Below are 16404 nucleotides of genomic sequence, written 5' to 3' on the forward strand. Positions count from 1 at the left end.
CAACCTCATCCAAAAGCGCACACTGCGCATAAGAAATCTCTTCAATCTCCTCTGCACTACGACCAGAGCTTGCTAAATTTTTTCTTAAATTCTCTACCAAAGTTTTGCCATACTCATACCATGTTGAGGCATGCTCGGGACTAAAACCTGCCGATAATGCGGATACGGTCAAAGCAGTATCTCTTAATTCACTTCGAATCAATGGATTATGGTTCATATTAAATACTCACTACTGCAAACAAGCTTAAATGTAAATTGGGTATAGATGTTGGAACGTAAATACTACATACCTGCGATTGCATCATTCTTGAAAATGCCACATGCCGTTTGTCTAATCTGAAGTAAACATTATCCATTCTGAACGGCAAACCAGGAGGGGTTTGATTCAACAACTGCAAAGGCACTCCCATTACTGCCGTATTGATAACGCGTTCCACGTCTTCAGGTGCACCAATTTTGCTGACCAATGGCAATTGCTTCTGCAATTCAGCAAAAACAACGGAATCAGAATGTGCCGAGATATAAAACTCCGCATTATCATCAATTCTGCTGTCAAATATCTGAGCTCGCCAATGTGTGGATTTTGTATGTTCTAACGACAATTCGATGACAGGCGATGGAATGACTTCATCTAACAGACTGCGGATTTTCAACTCCAAACGGTTGAAGGTTCCAAACAGATCAAAATGATCGTATGGTTCCATCTCATTCACAGATTCACTCACCCTGAATGTATACAACATACCAAGCAGACGCACTAAGAGTTTATAAAGCTCCTCAGGATGTTGCTGCGGGTAATCATTCAAATGTTTCAATTCAGGATAAATCGTATTTAATCCATGCAAGAACCAGAACAAGGTTGAGTCAGACACAGAAAAATCGACCGTATTTTCACTACGCGCCCGGCGGCGGGCGGATAAGTTATCTATACGGGACAACACCAGCAAAGTGATTCTATTCAGACATGAAAGTAAAACTTCCGAACCTGTAATCGACAATAATGGAGGGATGTAGTCTTTAGACCAAATCAATGCCCCATTCTCGTTTTTTTCCACTACACCAATGGGGCATGTAATGTAATCGTCATTATCCTCGAAATCAAAACGAATTTGTAAATTTAATTGCTCAACGGCAAGTTCTGCCTCCTCAGCGGAAAATAAATCCTCAACTTGCTCGAACTTTTTCACAAACCGTCTAGGAGTATTACCAGCCCCGTTTTCATCCACCAAATTCGGTACATGCGCTTGATAAACCGGGAGAGCCAACAGCACTGTATTTCGCGCTCTCATAGGCAGGCTATTAATATCACGAACTTCAACAGAGCCACTGCCCGACTGCAAGTCGATTAGAGTTCCGTCCGGCAGGCAGGCCTGAAGCTCATTCAATTTAATTTTTCCTAATTCAAGCGTCTGCTGGTCGAACTCGCAACGAAAACATCCCCACTTGAATTCGCCCATCAATTTTATTACTGTTGCATAAATGTAACTATTAAAAACGTTTTGTTGTTGGAAGTGCTGAGGAGAGAGCAAGACACCCTCTTCCCATAATGGTTTATGAAATTTCACTGTTTATACCTTTTAAATACCTTTTGTCAGATAAATTTTGAATGCAATAGACAACAGTATACCTAACATTTATACTATTTAGATAGAAATATATCCAAATTTAGTATTTATATTTCATTTGAACCGAAAGATTTTCCCTTCAACACATAACAGAGAATAGGATTAGCCGTGAGCAAAAGTTTCCAAAACGAAGTTCCACCTTCACGTATCAATATCAAACTAGACCTCCATACCGGAGGCGCACAGAAAAAAGTCGAGCTTCCGCTCAAACTTTTAGTCACCGGTGATTACAGCAATGGTCAAGACAAACGCGACCTTGCCGAAAAAGAAAAAGTCAATATCAACAAAAACAACTTTGATTCCGTATTGTCCGACTTTAATCCTAAAGCCAACCTGACTGTGAAAAACACCCTCTCCCCTGCCGGCGGCGAGATGAACATCAATTTGAATTTCAAATCTATGCGGGATTTCCATCCGGAACAAATTGCACAAAATGTTCCCGAGCTGCGCGCTTTATTGGCTATGCGCAACCTGCTCCGTGACTTGAAATCCAACCTATTGGACGATTCGGCATTCCGTCGCGAACTGGAAACCATCTTGCGTGACGAAAATCTGTCTGCCGAACTGCGCGACCGCCTCGAAAAAATTGCACCTGTTAACAAATAAAACACAAGGTCGTCTGAAAACACCCGTAAGGATTTAAAATATGCAAAAACGCCAAGAAGCCCAAACAACCGTTATAGAACAAGAAAACACAGCCAGTGTTTATGAAGCACTGTGTCAAAAAATCAACTTAAACGCCGTCGACTCCGTCATCGATATCGAACAGTTCCAAAGCGCCGAAAAAATGTCCGAAGCCTCTGCGGATGAACGTATCGCAGCAGCGGTCAGCGTATTTTTAAAGATGATTCAGGACTCATCTCAAAAAGTAGAACGCCTCGACAAAAGCCTGTTGGACTACCACATCGCACGCATTGACGAACAGCTCAGCCGCCAATTAGATGAAATCCTCCATAACGAAGAATTCCAAAAAATCGAATCTGCATGGCGCGGTCTGAAATTCTTGGTTGACCGCACAGACTTCCGTCACAACGTTAAAATCGAAATCCTCGACGTCTCCAAAGAAGACTTGATTCAAGACTTTGAAGACGCACCCGAAATCGTCCAAAGCGGACTGTATCGCCACACTTATAGCAACGAATACGACACCCCGGGCGGCGAACCTATCGGCGCAGTCATCTCCAACTACGAATTTGACCGCAGCCCGCAAGACATGGCTTTGCTGCGCAATATTTCACGCGTCTCCGCTTCTGCACACATGCCATTCATCGGCTCTGTCGGCCCATCTTTCTTCGGTAAAGAAAGCATGGAAGAAGTCGCCGGCATTCAGGACTTGGCGAACTATATGGACCGTGCCGAATACATCAAATGGAAAAGCTTCCGCGAAACCGATGATGCGCGCTATATCGGCTTGACCCTGCCCCGCTTCCTTGCCCGTCTGCCTTACGGTAGCGATACAGTTCCTGTACGCAGCTTCAATTACGAAGAACAAGTTAAGGGCACCGAACACGATCGTTACTTATGGGCAAACGCATCCTTTGCCTTCGCTGCCAACATGGTTCGCAGCTTCATCAACAACGGCTGGTGCGTTCAAATCCGCGGACCACAAGCCGGCGGTCTGATAGAAGACTTGCCTATCCATATGTATGATTTGGGTACCGGCAATCAAGTAAAAATCCCTACCGAAGTCCTGATTCCCGAAACCCGTGAATTTGAATTTGCCAATTTGGGCTTCGTACCGCTGTCTTTCTATAAAAACCGCGATTACGCCTGCTTCTTCTCGGCCAACTCAGCGCAAAAACCTGCGCTCTACGAAACCAAAGAAGCGACGGCAAACAGCCGCATCAATGCCCGTTTGCCTTACGTTTTCCTGCTTTCCCGTCTGGCTCACTATCTCAAGCTGATCCAACGCGAAAACATCGGTACAACCAAAGACCGCCGTATGCTCGAATTGGAATTGAACACTTGGATCAATACATTGGTTACTGAAATGACAGATCCAAGCGACGAGTTGCAGGCAACGCATCCTCTGCGTGAAGCCAAAGTCTTGGTTGAAGATATCGAAGACAACCCCGGCTTCTTCAAAGTCCGTCTGTTTGCCCGTCCTCACTTCCAAATCGAAGGCTTGGATGTAAACCTGTCCTTGGTATCTCAAATGCCGAAAGAGAAAAAATAAACTCTTGAATAACGGTATCGCATGATTTGTCTTCCATATATTCATGCAATGAATCATTAAGACAGCAGACCCTTAGTTGTTTGCTGCCGAAGACAATCTAAAATGATGCTGGACTCAAGCGGTCGTTCTGTATTTGCTACATGAACGACCGCTTTATTTTTTGGCAAATGAAATTCGTTAGGACGACATCGCGTTTTCTCCTTATATAGTGGATTAAATTTAAATCAGGACAAGGCGACGAAACCGCAGACAGTACAGATAGTACGGAACCGATTCACTTGGTGCTTCAGCACCTTAGAGAATCGTTCTCTTTGAGCTAAGGCGAGGCAATGCCGTACTGGTTTAAAGTTAATCCACTATATTGTCTAAATGCACTTCAGCCATCTCCTTGTTCCATTATTCTTTTATAAAAACCAAAAGGTCGTCTGAAACCATTTCAGACGACCTTTTTATGCGTTTATATCTTTACTTTTATTCCCACTCAATCGTGGCGGGCGGTTTGCCGCTTACATCGTAAACCACGCGGTTGATGCCTTTGACTTCATTAATAATGCGGTTGGACACGCGGCCGAGCAGCGAGTACGGCAGTTCTGCCCAGTGTGCGGTCATGAAGTCGCTGGTGATGACTGCGCGCAGCGCGACGACGTAGTCGTAAGTGCGTCCGTCGCCCATTACGCCGACGGATTTTACGGGCAGGAACACGGCGAAGGCTTGGCTGGTCAAATCGTACCAAGATGTGCCGTTTTCGTCGGTAGTATTGCGCAATTCTTGGATGAAAATGTCGTCCGCTTGTCGCAGCAAATCGGCGTATTCTTTTTTCACTTCGCCCAAGATACGCACGCCCAAACCGGGGCCGGGGAACGGATGGCGGTACACCATTTCACGCGGCAAGCCCAAAGCGACGCCCAGTTCGCGCACTTCGTCTTTGAACAAGTCGCGCAACGGCTCAAGCAGCTTGAGTTTCATGTTTTCAGGCAGGCCTCCGACGTTGTGGTGCGATTTGATGGCGTGGGCTTTTTTGGTTTTCGCGCCTGCGGATTCGATTACGTCGGGGTAAATCGTGCCTTGCGCCAGCCATTTGGCATTGGTGAGTTTTTTCTCTTCGGCATCAAATACTTCGATAAATTCCGCGCCAATGATTTTGCGTTTTTTCTCGGGATCGGTAACGCCGGCGAGTTTCTCCATGAATTGCTCTTCGGCATCGACGTGAATCACTTTCACGCCCAAGTTGCGGGCGAACATATCCATCACCATTTTGCCTTCGTTCAGGCGCAAGAGGCCGTGATCGACGAACACACAAGTCAGTTGGTCGCCGATGGCGCGGTGAATCAGCGCGGCGGCTACTGAGCTGTCCACGCCGCCCGACAGACCCAAAATCACTTCGTCGCTGCCGACCTGTTCGCGGATTTTGGCAACGGCTTCTTCGATGTAGTTCGGCATCGTCCAGCTGGGTTGCGCGCCGCAGATGTCCAAGACAAAGCGGTTCAACAGGGCGCGGCCTTGTTTGGTGTGGGTCACTTCCGGGTGGAATTGGATGCCGTAGAATTGTTTTTCAACGTTTTCCATCATGGCAATCGGGCATGACGGAGTATCGCCGATAACAGCAAAGCCGTTGGGCAGCTTGGACACTTTATCGCCGTGGCTCATCCATACGTCCAGCGTATTGGGCGCATCGTCGTAAATATCGCGGGTCAGTTCGCTATCGATGGTTTTGACTTGCGCGTAACCGAATTCACGCTGGTTGCCGGGCTGCACTTCGCCGCCCAAGTGGTGCGCCATAAACTGCATTCCGTAGCAGATACCCAAAACCGGAATACCCAAATCGAAGATGCCGGTATCGGCTTGATAGTCGGATTCGTAAACGGAATTGGGGCCGCCGGAGAGGATGATGCCTTTCGGATTGAAGGCTTTGATTTCGTCCAAAGGCATATCGAAAGAATGCAACTCACAATAAACATGGGCTTCGCGCACGCGGCGGGCGATAAGCTGGGTAACTTGCGAACCGAAGTCGAGGATGAGGATTTTGTCTTGGGTCATGGCGGGAACTTTGCAGAGTGATAGGGAACGGTCTGACTGTTTCAAAACGGGATTCCGATAACAAAACAGGTCGTCTGAAAACGGCGGATTATACCATTTTCAGACGACCTTTGCAGAGAGAGGGGCTTAGTTATCCTGCTGTTTATGCTGCTTATAAGGCACCATATCGCTGCGCGAAAGCAGCAGCAGGCAGCCCAGCACCATCATTCCCAAAGCAACCAACGGCGAATAACCGAGCCAGTATTGATTGTGCAGATATACCGCCGCGCCGATATACACCAGCAGCGGGCCGGAAACGATAGACTGCTTGTTGACACCGTCCATCACCAAAACCGCAATCCCCGCCAGCACCATACCGGCGGACACGATGGTCGAAGTTGCGGGCAGGATGTCCGTCGTTTTCAAAAACCAAACGGCACCGAAGATAATCAAAAACAGCGGCAGGAAAAGCGAAGAGCGGGACATGACGTTACTCCGTAAAATTTCAGACGACCCTGATTATTGGGTCGCAAGGGTCGTCTGAAAAGCCTGAAGAAAGCAATCTTGGGTATGTTTTTGCAAACATAGGGCTTGATGTGTAAACGGCGGGCACAAGTTTGCAGCGGCATCAGCACCCGGCGTTCCATTCAAGCTGCTATCAGCCTCAGCGCACATTTTTCATCAAACGTTGTTTTTCGCGTTTCCAGTCCGCTTCTTTCAGGCTTTGGCGTTTGTCGTGTTGTTTTTTACCCTTCGCCAAACCGATTTCCATTTTGATTTTGCCTCGTGTGAAGTGCAGGTTCAACGGGACGATGGTGTAACCCGCACGCTCGGTTTTACCGATGAGCTTGTTGATTTCGGATTGCTTGAGCAAAAGCTTGCGCGGACGGACGGGGTCGGGTTTGACATGCGTCGAGGCAGTCGGCAGCGCGGTAATATGGCAGCCGACCAGATAAAAAGCGTCTTTTTTCCAGTAGATATAGCTTTCTTTCAGCTGCACCCGCCCGGCGCGGATGGCTTTGACTTCCCAACCTTCCAATACCAGGCCGGCTTCGAGCTGATCTTCGATAAAGAAGTCGTGAAAGGCTTTTTTATTATTGGCAATACTCATTATTTTGATTCTTCTATACTTTTCAGACGAGCTATTTTATCAGCGCGTCCTAGAAATGAAAATGTTTGAATGTGAATGGATGTGATAAACCTTGAGCAGCCCTGTCCTCAAAATCAAATACCCGACATTTCATCCGCAAGCCTGCCTGAATACCATTTGGCTTTATCCTTTATTTCTTTCCATCAACAAAAACAACATCACCGAATTCAATATCAAGATATCGTCGTTCAAACTCGCTTGGTCTTCTTTGTGCAGGCTAAATTTCCCTTCCCATAACGCCCTCAATTTCTTCAAGCGGTACACCAAAGTCCCGTCAGGTCGGGTAATCAAATAAGTCGGGTTGAAAAAAAGACCCGTCAGCGAACCCAAATAAGGAATCTGCCCTGCCATTTTGTCCAATACTGTCACCCACGGATTTTTTTCACGGATATGGAAAAGCAACTGATCTTCCGCATCCGTCACCTGATAGCTGGTACGCCAAAGCGACCCGACGCCATCATGCACCACTTTCCCCAAAACCTTACCTGAAGCATCTTGGATGATATAGGTCGCACCAAAATCAATAATCTGTTCCGAATGAATGGTGAATACGGGCGTATCCTGATTGCGGTCAGGGAAAACATTAATCAACTCTTTGAGTTTAAACATTTTCTGACGCGTATAAGCGATTTCGTTACCCGCTTCGTCTTTGACAAAAAAATCATTGGCAATGGATAAAAGTTTGAAATTGAAATAAAGCGGAAAGCGCAGACTTTTGGTTTCATGAGAAGCACTCATGCTTTCATACATTTTTATATAATCAATCATCAGATTTTTCCTTGCCGTTTTATAGTGGATTAACTTTAACCCGGTACGGCGTTACCTCACCTTGTCCTGATTTAAAGTTAATCCACTATACATAGAAGATGAATTGAAAGGTCGTCTGAAAGCCGTTATGCGGTTTTCAGACGACCTTTTTACGCTATTTATTGCGCCTTCAATCGGTTCAACAACGTTTTGACCGTACCGCCGTAATACGCGCTCGAAGTACAGTACACCGTTTCCAAACCGCATTGCCCTTGCGAACCGTATTTCTTGATGCACTGATTCAGCGCAACCTGATGCACGCTCTTAAAGCGCGGCGAAGTAATCACAACCGCATTGTTCGTCGTCAGCTTGCCTTCCGATTTCGGGTATGCGACGGCGATGCAGGTGTTATGAAGCGGAACAACGGATTTACAGCCTGTCGCCTCGCCGTTTTGCACGCCCGAAAGCGTGTCCTGCCCGCGGCAAAACGCTTCCAGCTCCGCATTTGCCTCGATTTGCGACATATTTTCTTTAGTCGTTTTAATCAGCAGCGCATCATTGCCGTCTTGCGGGTTCTGCCACATGGCGAGATAACCATAAGTATCCGCTGCATTTGCGCCTGCTGACAAAATGGTGGCGATAAGAGCCGTTACAATTTTTTTCATTATTGATTCCAAATGCTTATGTCGTTATGTTTGACTGTCATCATTATAAAGCAAAGCCCGTTGCGAATATATGCCCGCATCACTTTTCATTTTAAAGACCTGACCGAGAGGTCGTCTGAAACGACTTATTCCTGCGGCTGCTTTCTGTGTTTTGCACATTCTGCGGCATATTGCTCGCCCCAGCGGTGCATCGCCTCGATGACGGGCATCAATGTCCGTCCAAACACGGTCAGCGAATACTCCACCTTCGGCGGCACCTGCGGATACACTTCGCGATGGACAATACCGTCGCTCTCCAACTCGCGCAATTGCAACGTCAGCATCCGCTGGGTAACGCCCGCCAGCAGACGCTGCAACTCGTTGAATCGTCGGGTTTCCCCGTGTAAATAATATAAAATCAATACCTTCCACTTGCCGCCGATAATATCCAAAGTATTGACGACCGGACAGCAGGCGCCGTGTGTCGGTTCTGTTTCCGCCATTATTGACCTCCGAATGACAGTATAAAAATTGTGCGTACTTGTTAATAAGTTTGTACCCCATATAATACATGCAACAAAGTATGGCAACCATGACATTATTAATTTCATTACACAAAGGTCGTCTGAAAAGGTTTCAGACGACCCCACAAGAAGGAACCTCATCATGCGCAACGTCAAACAAATCTACCGTGCAACCAGCCAACACTGGGTCGGCGACGGATTCCTCGTCCAACCCCTGTTCTCCCACATGGGCGACGACCGCGGCACCAACCCTTTCCTGATGCTCGACTACGCCGCACCCTATGAATTCTCCCCCAACGAAGCCCGCAGCCCGCGCGGTGTCGGACAACACCCGCACAAAGGCTTTGAAACCGTTACCATCGCCTACCACGGCGAAGTGGCACACCGCGACTCCAGCGGCGGGGGCGGCATCATTTACGAAGGCGACGTGCAATGGATGACCGCAGGTTCGGGCAGCATCCATGAAGAATTCCACTCCGAAAACTTCAGCAAAAAAGGCGGACTGTTTGAAATGGTCCAACTTTGGGTCAACCTACCCGCCAAAGACAAAAACACGCCGCCGCGCTATCAGCATCTCGCCAAAACCGGTATCCCCGTGGTTGAGCTCCCTGACGAGGCAGGCTGCCTGCGTCTGATTGCAGGAGAATACAAAGGCGTAAAAGGCGCAGCCGACACCTTCACCGAAATGAACGTCTGGGACATCGTTTTGAATGCCAATAAAAAAGCCGTATTGGAAATACCCGAAGCCCACAACCTGTCTATGGTCGTCCTGCGGGGCAACGTTACCCTAAACGGCAAAGAGCAGGCAGGCGCAGGACAATTGGTCGGCTTTGAGAAAAGCGGCGGCAACGTACACATAGAAGCCGACAGCGAAGAAGTCAAAATCCTTTTGCTCTCCGGCGTCCCGATTGACGAACCCGTCGTCGGCTATGGCCCGTTTGTGATGAACACCGCCGAAGAAATCCGCCAAGCCATCAGCGATTTCAAAAGCGGCAAATTCGGCAGCATTGATTGAGCCTCTGCGCCGAAACAAAATAGGCTGTATCTCACAGACAGGTTTCTCGTGCTGAAAACGGATATCACGCGTTTCACTATAGTGGATTAAATTTAAATCAGGACAAGGCGAGGAAGCCGCAGACAGTACAGATAGTACGGAACCGATTCACTTGGTGCTTCAGCACCTTAGAGAATCGTTCTCTTTGAGCTAAGGCGAGGTAACGCCGTACTGGTTTAAAGTTAATCCACTATATAATCCCATCCCAAACAAGGACAGCCATGAAAGCAATGATACTGGCAGCAGGACGCGGAGAAAGGATGCGCCCCCTGACCGACCACACACCCAAACCACTTCTAAAAGTCGGCAGCGAACCACTCATCGGCTGGCATATACGTCGTCTGAAAAACGCAGGTTTCACCGAAATCGTCATCAATCACGCATGGCTAGGCGAACAAATCGAAGCCACACTTGGTAACGGCGCACAATACGGAGTCAGCATAGCCTACTCTCCCGAATCGACAGGCGGACTGGAGACCGCCGGCGGAATCGCCACCGCCCTACCCTTACTGGGCGACGCCCCTTTCCTTGTCATCAACGGAGATGTTTTGACCGATATCGACTTCAACGCCGCCCGACAGGCTGCCGCATCCCTACAAACATCCAACCTATTGGCACATATTTGGTTGGTTCCCAATCCCCCACACAATCCGGAGGGCGATTTTTCCATTTCCCCCGATGGACAGGTACACTCCAATAAAACCGAAGGAATCGCACTAACCTTCAGCGGCATAGGCATATACCACCCCGACCTTTTCCAAAATACACCGCCCAACCAAATCGCCAAACTCGCGCCTCTATTGCGGGAAGCCATGAACCAACACCGCGTTACCGGCGAGCAACACAATGGATTATGGCTGGATGTCGGCACTACAGAACGACTCAAAATAGCAAATGAACTTGCCGCAAATTGGGATTAACATTCACTACCCAGCTCATTCATATTCATTAAAACATAATATAAAGTTCAGAAATATAATTACATAAAATATCATGACCAACCTGATAATTCATTGTATAAAAACTCTATATTTTTAATAATATTTAAATTAATTTTGATGACTTTAGATACAGTTTTTATTGTAAGAAAATTTATTACAGCACTCACGCATTTTTCCTGAAATATGGATCCGTATCTTTCATTCCATACCTACCGTATTTCCTGTATTTAACACACCAAACATGAATCATCCTTCATTCAATTATCGTTCCCTATCAACCAGAGATACGCCATGAATATCGCAGCCATTCAAACTGCACTGGAAGCAGTAAAAATCCCCGGTACCGAACGCACGCTCGGCAGTGAAAAAGCCGTCCAACTGTTGGAAGAACGTTCCGACGGCCTCCATATCGGACTGAAATTCGGATTCCCCGTCGGCCACATCGCCGCCGACATCGCCAACAGCCTGCAAGAAGCCGTCATCGGCATCACGGGCGACGCGCATATCCACCTCAGCATCGACACGGAAATCACAACGCACAAAGTACAGCCCGGCGTTGCCACCATCAAAGGCGTCAAAAACATTATCGCCGTTGCATCCGGCAAAGGCGGTGTCGGCAAATCCACCACTACCGCCAATCTTGCCACCGCCATGGCACGCATGGGCGCGCGAGTGGGCGTACTGGATGCCGACCTCTACGGTCCGAGCCAACCGACCATGTTGGGCGTGCAAGACCGCAAACCTGACCAACAAAACAAAAAACTGATTCCCGTCGAAGCCGACAGCGGCATCCAAGTGATGTCCATCGGCTTTCTGGTCGATACCGACCAAGCCGTCGTTTGGCGCGGCCCGATGGTCAGCCAAGCCTTGCAGCAGTTGATGTTCCAAAGCGAGTGGGATGAAGTGGACTACCTCTTCATCGACCTGCCGCCGGGTACTGGCGACATCCAACTCACCCTGTCGCAAAAAATCCCTGTAACCGGTTCAGTCGTCGTTACCACGCCGCAAGACATCGCCCTGATTGACGCGCGCAAAGCAGTCGATATGTTCCACAAAGTCAATATTCCGATTTTCGGCGTACTGGAAAACATGTCGGTACATATCTGCTCCAACTGCGGCCACGCCGAAGCTATTTTCGGTTCTGAAGGCGGCAAAAACCTGGCAGGTCGTCTGAATGTCCCACTGCTCGGACAGCTTCCGTTAAGCCTACCCGTACGCGAAGCAATGGATGGCGGCGCGGCGAAACAATTGTTTGACGGACATCCCGCCATTGCCAAAATCTATACCGACGCGGCCTTCCAAATCGCCCTGACCATTGCAGACAAAGGCAAAGATTTCAGCAGCCGTTTCCCGAAAATCGTGATTGAATGATACAACCACAAACCAATAAAGCCCGATTGCAATAATCGGGCTTTATTTTTGACTAAAAGGTCGTCTGAAAACTCGGATTGTCTTTACAAATCTCAGCTTATCCCAATATATACCATCCAAACAAAAACACCTCTTATCCACACCATGGAACAAGTATCGAAAATACAACACAAATCTATGGAATAATTAACAGAGAGACAAAAAAGAAAAATATCATTTCCAGTAGAAAAAATATATCTTCATATAAAATTTCCTACCATATTAAATATATAAAATGCAACGCTTGATTTCAACAATGACCAAACCGAGCAAAAAAGATATTTTTAATTAACTAAAAAGCAAAAAACGCAATTTAAAACCAAAATAAATCAAAAAACATAAATATATTATATGTGTTATTATTTTTTTTGTTATATATTACATATAGATAATGAGGAAATCGATTGTTTTTTTATAATGAAGTTAATATTTGATAAAAAAAAATAATAAATACAAAATAAGGAACTTCATATAATGGTGATCATGTACGAAGTAGTAAATCGTGCTTCGAACCATTTGTTTTCTGAATCAATTTTATTTTTTAGAAATAAAATTTTATGTATTTTACTACTGCTCGATGACCAGTGGTATGCATATTAGATAAACGGCATATATTTGTCAATTAAAATATGCGAAATATATAGATTCATCCATATTATTATTTATGTGTTTTTATCAGGGAGATAATTATGAAACACAAAACACACATGAATCGTTTTACCGCGCTCAACAAAACAGTGGCTTTGTCATTGGCAGCTGCAGGTCTTGTTTCTGCTTCGCCTGCATTTGCAGCAGCGCTGACAAATGCTTCATATGTAAGCATTAACGATAACAACGAACCCGTCCGCGGCAACTATGACAGCAAGGGCGCAACTGGCCGTTACGGCGTGGCTGTTGGCATTCAAGCCAGCGCAAAAAGCCACAGCACTGTTGCAATTGGTACTGAAACCACTGCTGAACATGAATCTGCTACTGCAGTTGGCACACTCTCCAAAGCTGAAGGCACTGCCGCTGCTGCTTTCGGTCAAGGTGCCAGTGCAACTGCTAATGCAGCTACCGCTATCGGTCGCCAAGCTGCCGCAAAAGGCAACAGCAGCACTGCAGTAGGTTCTTCCTCTGTCGCTGAAGGCCTGTCTTCTACCGCATTTGGCTCCGGCTCTAATGCTACAGCTCCTGCCTCCACCGCTGTCGGACAAGGTACTCAAGCAACCGGCGCTTACACCGTTGCAGTAGGTCAAAAAGCTCAAGCCAGCGGTACTTCTGCGGCTGCAGTAGGTTCTTCTTCCGTCGCCAGCGACAACTACTCTGTTGCAACAGGTCCTGCTTCCCAAGCTACTGGAAACGCCAGCGTCGCTTCTGGTCTGCAGGCCCAAGCTAAAGGCGGCTCTTCTGTCGCTATCGGTCGCGGAGCGATTGCAAGTGATGAATACTCTGTTGCTTTAGGCGCAAATTCTACTACTTCTGCTGCAGTAGGCACTAACAGCGCTACTGTAAACGGCGTAACTTACAGTGGTTTTGCCGGTACTAATCCTACATCTACAGTAAGTGTAGGCTCAGCAGGTAACGAACGCACAATCACCAATGTTGCAGCCGGCCGTATCACACCTACCAGCACAGATGCCATCAACGGCAGCCAACTGTACCAAGTAGCCGCACAAACAAACGGCAACACCATCGTTATCAATAACCTCCAAGACCGTATCAACGATATGAACAAAGACCTGCGTGCAGGTATCGCTGGTGCTACTGCAATCGGCTTCCTGCAACGTCCGAACGAAGCAGGTAAAAGTATCGTTTCTGCAGCTGTAGGTGGCTATCGTGGTCAACAAGCAATTGCTGTTGGTTATGCACATAATTCCGATAACAACAAATGGTCTATCAAAACCGGCGTAAGCGTGAACACCCGCAAAGATGTCAACTGGGGCGGAAGCGTCGGCTACCAATGGTAAGACCTAGAGGGGATGGCTTAAAATCATCTCCATCTATCAAAGATTTGATATAAAAGGAAAAAACATGAAATTATCGAAATTTGTATTGCCTGCGATTGCAGCACTCTCCTTGGCAGCCTGTGGCAATCTGAGCAAAGTTAGCAAAGAAGGCACTACTGACAATCCCGTATGGCCTGATGCAGCCAAAACCACCCTGCGTCACGATGGTACTCAACATGGCTCTTGGCCAAACTGGGATAATGTCCGTCAAATTGAAGCCGGCATGAATAAAGACCAAATCTATGAACTGATTGGACGTCCTCACTTCCAAGAAGGTCTTTATGGCGTGCGCGAGTGGGACTACTTGTTCAACTACCGTGAAAATGGCGAACACAAAACTTGCCAATTCAAGATTCTGTTTGATAAAGACAAAAATGCCCAATCATTCTATTGGATGCCTGAAGGCTGCGGTCCGAAAAAAGCAGAACCTCAAGTTGTTCGTGAAGTCATTATTCGCGAAGTTGCACCTGCACCCGCGCAAACTCGTATTCGCCAATAAATTATCGACTAACGAACTGAGTCTCTATTTTTAATTTGCTGAAATAGTCGCTCATATCAAATCAAAGCCGGATCATGTACTCAAACATGATTCGGCTTTTCGCATTTTTAGTTTTCAGACGACCTACATGTGGTCTATCCCCACCATACTGTCTCTTAAATACCACCAAATTATCCCGCTAGAAACAGCATCCAAAGCAATCACTCTAAGAGAGTCTCATACAAAGTTCCGCCGAGAAGTGTTGCAACTGTATTGTTTGCCTTATAATAGCGACTCCCTAAAAATTTCCAAACTACCCTCCCTATAATATTCTGCATAAATAAGGGATTGCACATACCATCGGAATATCATATTATTCCTTAACAATAAATAAAAACACTTAAAATAAAATTTCCTTTTAATACAGTTAAATACAAAATATCAAGTAACCAATGGGGATCTCCTTTTTGTAAGATATTTCATCGGCATTACGCCTGAAAATATTTACTGTATAAAAGGTTATACAAGAAATGGATAATTGAATAATGAGTATCGGACTATTACGCGTACTGCTTCAAAGCCAGACCATTACAAATGCACAAGCTGAACATTACGGCAATGCCTTGAAATCAGGGAAAGAAATCTTACCCATGCTTTTTGCGGACGGCATCATCTCTCCTAGAAGTTTAGGAGAATTAGTTGCACGTGTATTCAGCTACCCCTTATTGGATTTGCATCATTATCCTCGCAGCAATGTCATAACTGATGTTTTAAGCGAAGAACAGATGGTTCAAAATCGATGCATACCCATATTTCGTCGCGGCCGTAAAGTTTATCTGGCCGTATCAGACCCGACACAAATCCAAAACTTCCAAAAAATCACTTTTTCTTCAGGTGTGACGATAGATTTAGTTGTCGTACCTGACGACCAGTTAAGCTCTCTTTTAGAATGGTTAGGACAACGTTCTACCACTATCTTAAAAGAAATTAGTGAAGAACAAGAAGCTGCTCAGCCCTCTCAGGCGCTTTATATTGACAACGAAGAGGCTGAAGATGGGCCTATTCCACGTTTTATTCACAAGACCTTATCAGATGCGCTAAATGCAGGCGCATCCGATATACATTTCGAATTTTATGAACAAATGGCTCGTGTCCGTTTTCGTGTAGATGGACAGCTAAGGGAAGTGGTTCAACCCCCTGTTGCTGTACGCGGACAGCTAGCTTCACGCATCAAAGTAATGGCGCGTTTGGACATTTCGGAAAAACGCGTACCGCAAGATGGTCGTATTCAGATTGCTTTCCATAAACACGGTCGCCCCATTGATTTTCGTGTAAGTACGTTACCTACGCTTTTTGGCGAAAAAGTGGTAATGCGTATTCTGAATTCTGATGCAGCAACTTTAAATATTGACCAACTGGGATTTGAGCCTTTCCAAAAAGAAATGCTGCTTGAGGCTATTCATCGGCCTTATGGCATGGTATTGGTAACAGGTCCAACAGGCTCCGGTAAAACCGTATCACTTTATACTTGCTTGAATATTTTAAATACAGAAGATGTCAATATTTCCACCGCAGAAGACCCGGCCGAGATTAATTTGCCCGGCATCAACCAAGTCAACGTCAATGACAAACAAGGTTTGACTTTTGCTGC

The 16404-nt window shown here is 46.4% G+C and carries 16 protein-coding genes; 8 read left to right on the plus strand and 8 right to left on the minus strand.

The genetic code is table 11. The annotated features are described in order from the left end of the window. On the minus strand, window positions 1-217 hold a 217-nt coding region (locus tag HMPREF1051_RS13055), incomplete at its 3' end, for a DotU family type IV/VI secretion system protein (protein ID WP_196794310.1). Window position 218: 1 nt separating this feature from the next. Continuing rightward, on the minus strand, window positions 219-1565 hold the full coding sequence (tssK, locus tag HMPREF1051_RS04070; protein WP_003764748.1) for a type VI secretion system baseplate subunit TssK: 1347 nt from the start codon (window positions 1563-1565) through the stop codon (window positions 219-221). Window positions 1566-1733: 168 nt separating this feature from the next. On the opposite strand from tssK, the gene tssB reads away from it, so the two are divergent. Together tssB and tssC are read left to right on the plus strand one after the other, a co-directional pair. Then, a complete protein-coding gene (gene tssB / locus HMPREF1051_RS04075) occupies window positions 1734-2231 on the plus strand; it encodes a type VI secretion system contractile sheath small subunit (RefSeq protein ID WP_003760099.1) in 498 nt (165 codons plus the stop codon). Window positions 2232-2271: 40 nt separating this feature from the next. Next, window positions 2272-3801: a type VI secretion system contractile sheath large subunit gene (tssC, locus tag HMPREF1051_RS04080; RefSeq protein WP_003760102.1), complete on the plus strand. Its 1530-nt coding sequence runs from the start codon at window positions 2272-2274 to the stop codon at window positions 3799-3801. 471 nt (window positions 3802-4272) lie between these two features. Here the strand turns inward: tssC and guaA are convergent, their stop codons facing one another. The 6 genes from guaA to HMPREF1051_RS04110 all read right to left on the minus strand — a co-directional run bounded on the left by guaA (window position 4273) and on the right by HMPREF1051_RS04110 (window position 8861). After that, window positions 4273-5838, minus strand: coding sequence for a glutamine-hydrolyzing GMP synthase (gene guaA, locus HMPREF1051_RS04085; protein WP_036491748.1), 1566 nt, complete (start codon window positions 5836-5838; stop codon window positions 4273-4275). 126 nt (window positions 5839-5964) lie between these two features. Continuing rightward, window positions 5965-6303: a hypothetical protein gene (locus HMPREF1051_RS04090; protein WP_003760104.1), complete on the minus strand. Its 339-nt coding sequence runs from the start codon at window positions 6301-6303 to the stop codon at window positions 5965-5967. A gap of 178 nt (window positions 6304-6481) precedes the next feature. Beyond that, on the minus strand, window positions 6482-6931 hold the full coding sequence (smpB, locus tag HMPREF1051_RS04095; RefSeq protein ID WP_269208434.1) for an SsrA-binding protein SmpB: 450 nt from the start codon (window positions 6929-6931) through the stop codon (window positions 6482-6484). A 159-nt stretch (window positions 6932-7090) separates the two neighbouring features. Continuing rightward, window positions 7091-7717: a hypothetical protein gene (locus tag HMPREF1051_RS04100; protein ID WP_231286253.1), complete on the minus strand. Its 627-nt coding sequence runs from the start codon at window positions 7715-7717 to the stop codon at window positions 7091-7093. A 176-nt stretch (window positions 7718-7893) separates the two neighbouring features. Then, window positions 7894-8379, minus strand: coding sequence for a DUF4189 domain-containing protein (locus HMPREF1051_RS04105; protein WP_003764760.1), 486 nt, complete (start codon window positions 8377-8379; stop codon window positions 7894-7896). A gap of 125 nt (window positions 8380-8504) precedes the next feature. Further along, window positions 8505-8861 carry a winged helix-turn-helix transcriptional regulator gene (locus HMPREF1051_RS04110; protein ID WP_003764768.1) on the minus strand — a complete coding sequence of 119 codons (357 nt, stop codon included), beginning with the start codon at window positions 8859-8861 and terminating at the stop codon, window positions 8505-8507. Between the two features lie 163 nt (window positions 8862-9024). On the opposite strand from HMPREF1051_RS04110, the gene HMPREF1051_RS04115 reads away from it, so the two are divergent. From HMPREF1051_RS04115 to HMPREF1051_RS04140, 6 genes are all read left to right on the plus strand, one after another. Beyond that, window positions 9025-9897 (plus strand): pirin family protein, encoded by an 873-nt coding sequence (locus HMPREF1051_RS04115; protein WP_003764767.1) that lies wholly within the window; start codon window positions 9025-9027, stop codon window positions 9895-9897. Window positions 9898-10157: 260 nt separating this feature from the next. Then, window positions 10158-10856, plus strand: coding sequence for an N-acetylmuramate alpha-1-phosphate uridylyltransferase MurU (gene murU / locus HMPREF1051_RS04120; protein ID WP_003764762.1), 699 nt, complete (start codon window positions 10158-10160; stop codon window positions 10854-10856). A gap of 312 nt (window positions 10857-11168) precedes the next feature. After that, complete coding sequence (gene apbC, locus HMPREF1051_RS04125; protein WP_003764752.1) at window positions 11169-12248, plus strand: iron-sulfur cluster carrier protein ApbC; 1080 nt, start codon at window positions 11169-11171, stop codon at window positions 12246-12248. A gap of 728 nt (window positions 12249-12976) precedes the next feature. Further along, on the plus strand, window positions 12977-14236 hold the full coding sequence (locus HMPREF1051_RS04130; protein WP_003764771.1) for a YadA family autotransporter adhesin: 1260 nt from the start codon (window positions 12977-12979) through the stop codon (window positions 14234-14236). Between the two features lie 64 nt (window positions 14237-14300). Beyond that, the gene (locus HMPREF1051_RS04135; RefSeq protein WP_003757128.1) at window positions 14301-14774 is read left to right on the plus strand and encodes an outer membrane protein assembly factor BamE; all 474 of its coding nucleotides are present in this window, start codon (window positions 14301-14303) and stop codon (window positions 14772-14774) included. A gap of 524 nt (window positions 14775-15298) precedes the next feature. Further along, a partial coding sequence (locus HMPREF1051_RS04140) for a GspE/PulE family protein (RefSeq protein ID WP_003764755.1) occupies window positions 15299-16404 on the plus strand: 1106 nt, incomplete at its 3' end.

The organism is Neisseria sicca VK64, assembly GCF_000260655.1.
In the GTDB taxonomy this organism is placed as follows: domain Bacteria; phylum Pseudomonadota; class Gammaproteobacteria; order Burkholderiales; family Neisseriaceae; genus Neisseria; species Neisseria sicca_B.

Coding starts and splice junctions, on each gene's coding strand:
- tssC (WP_003760102.1), top strand. CDS start 2,272: ATGCAAAAACGCCAAGAAGCCCAAACAACCGTTATAGAACAAGAAAAC.
- guaA (WP_036491748.1), bottom strand. CDS start 5,838: ATGACCCAAGACAAAATCCTCATCCTCGACTTCGGTTCGCAAGTTACC.
- HMPREF1051_RS04090 (WP_003760104.1), bottom strand. CDS start 6,303: ATGTCCCGCTCTTCGCTTTTCCTGCCGCTGTTTTTGATTATCTTCGGT.
- HMPREF1051_RS04100 (WP_231286253.1), bottom strand. CDS start 7,717: ATGTATGAAAGCATGAGTGCTTCTCATGAAACCAAAAGTCTGCGCTTT.
- HMPREF1051_RS04105 (WP_003764760.1), bottom strand. CDS start 8,379: ATGAAAAAAATTGTAACGGCTCTTATCGCCACCATTTTGTCAGCAGGC.
- HMPREF1051_RS04110 (WP_003764768.1), bottom strand. CDS start 8,861: ATGGCGGAAACAGAACCGACACACGGCGCCTGCTGTCCGGTCGTCAAT.
- HMPREF1051_RS04115 (WP_003764767.1), top strand. CDS start 9,025: ATGCGCAACGTCAAACAAATCTACCGTGCAACCAGCCAACACTGGGTC.
- murU (WP_003764762.1), top strand. CDS start 10,158: ATGAAAGCAATGATACTGGCAGCAGGACGCGGAGAAAGGATGCGCCCC.
- apbC (WP_003764752.1), top strand. CDS start 11,169: ATGAATATCGCAGCCATTCAAACTGCACTGGAAGCAGTAAAAATCCCC.
- HMPREF1051_RS04130 (WP_003764771.1), top strand. CDS start 12,977: ATGAAACACAAAACACACATGAATCGTTTTACCGCGCTCAACAAAACA.
- HMPREF1051_RS04135 (WP_003757128.1), top strand. CDS start 14,301: ATGAAATTATCGAAATTTGTATTGCCTGCGATTGCAGCACTCTCCTTG.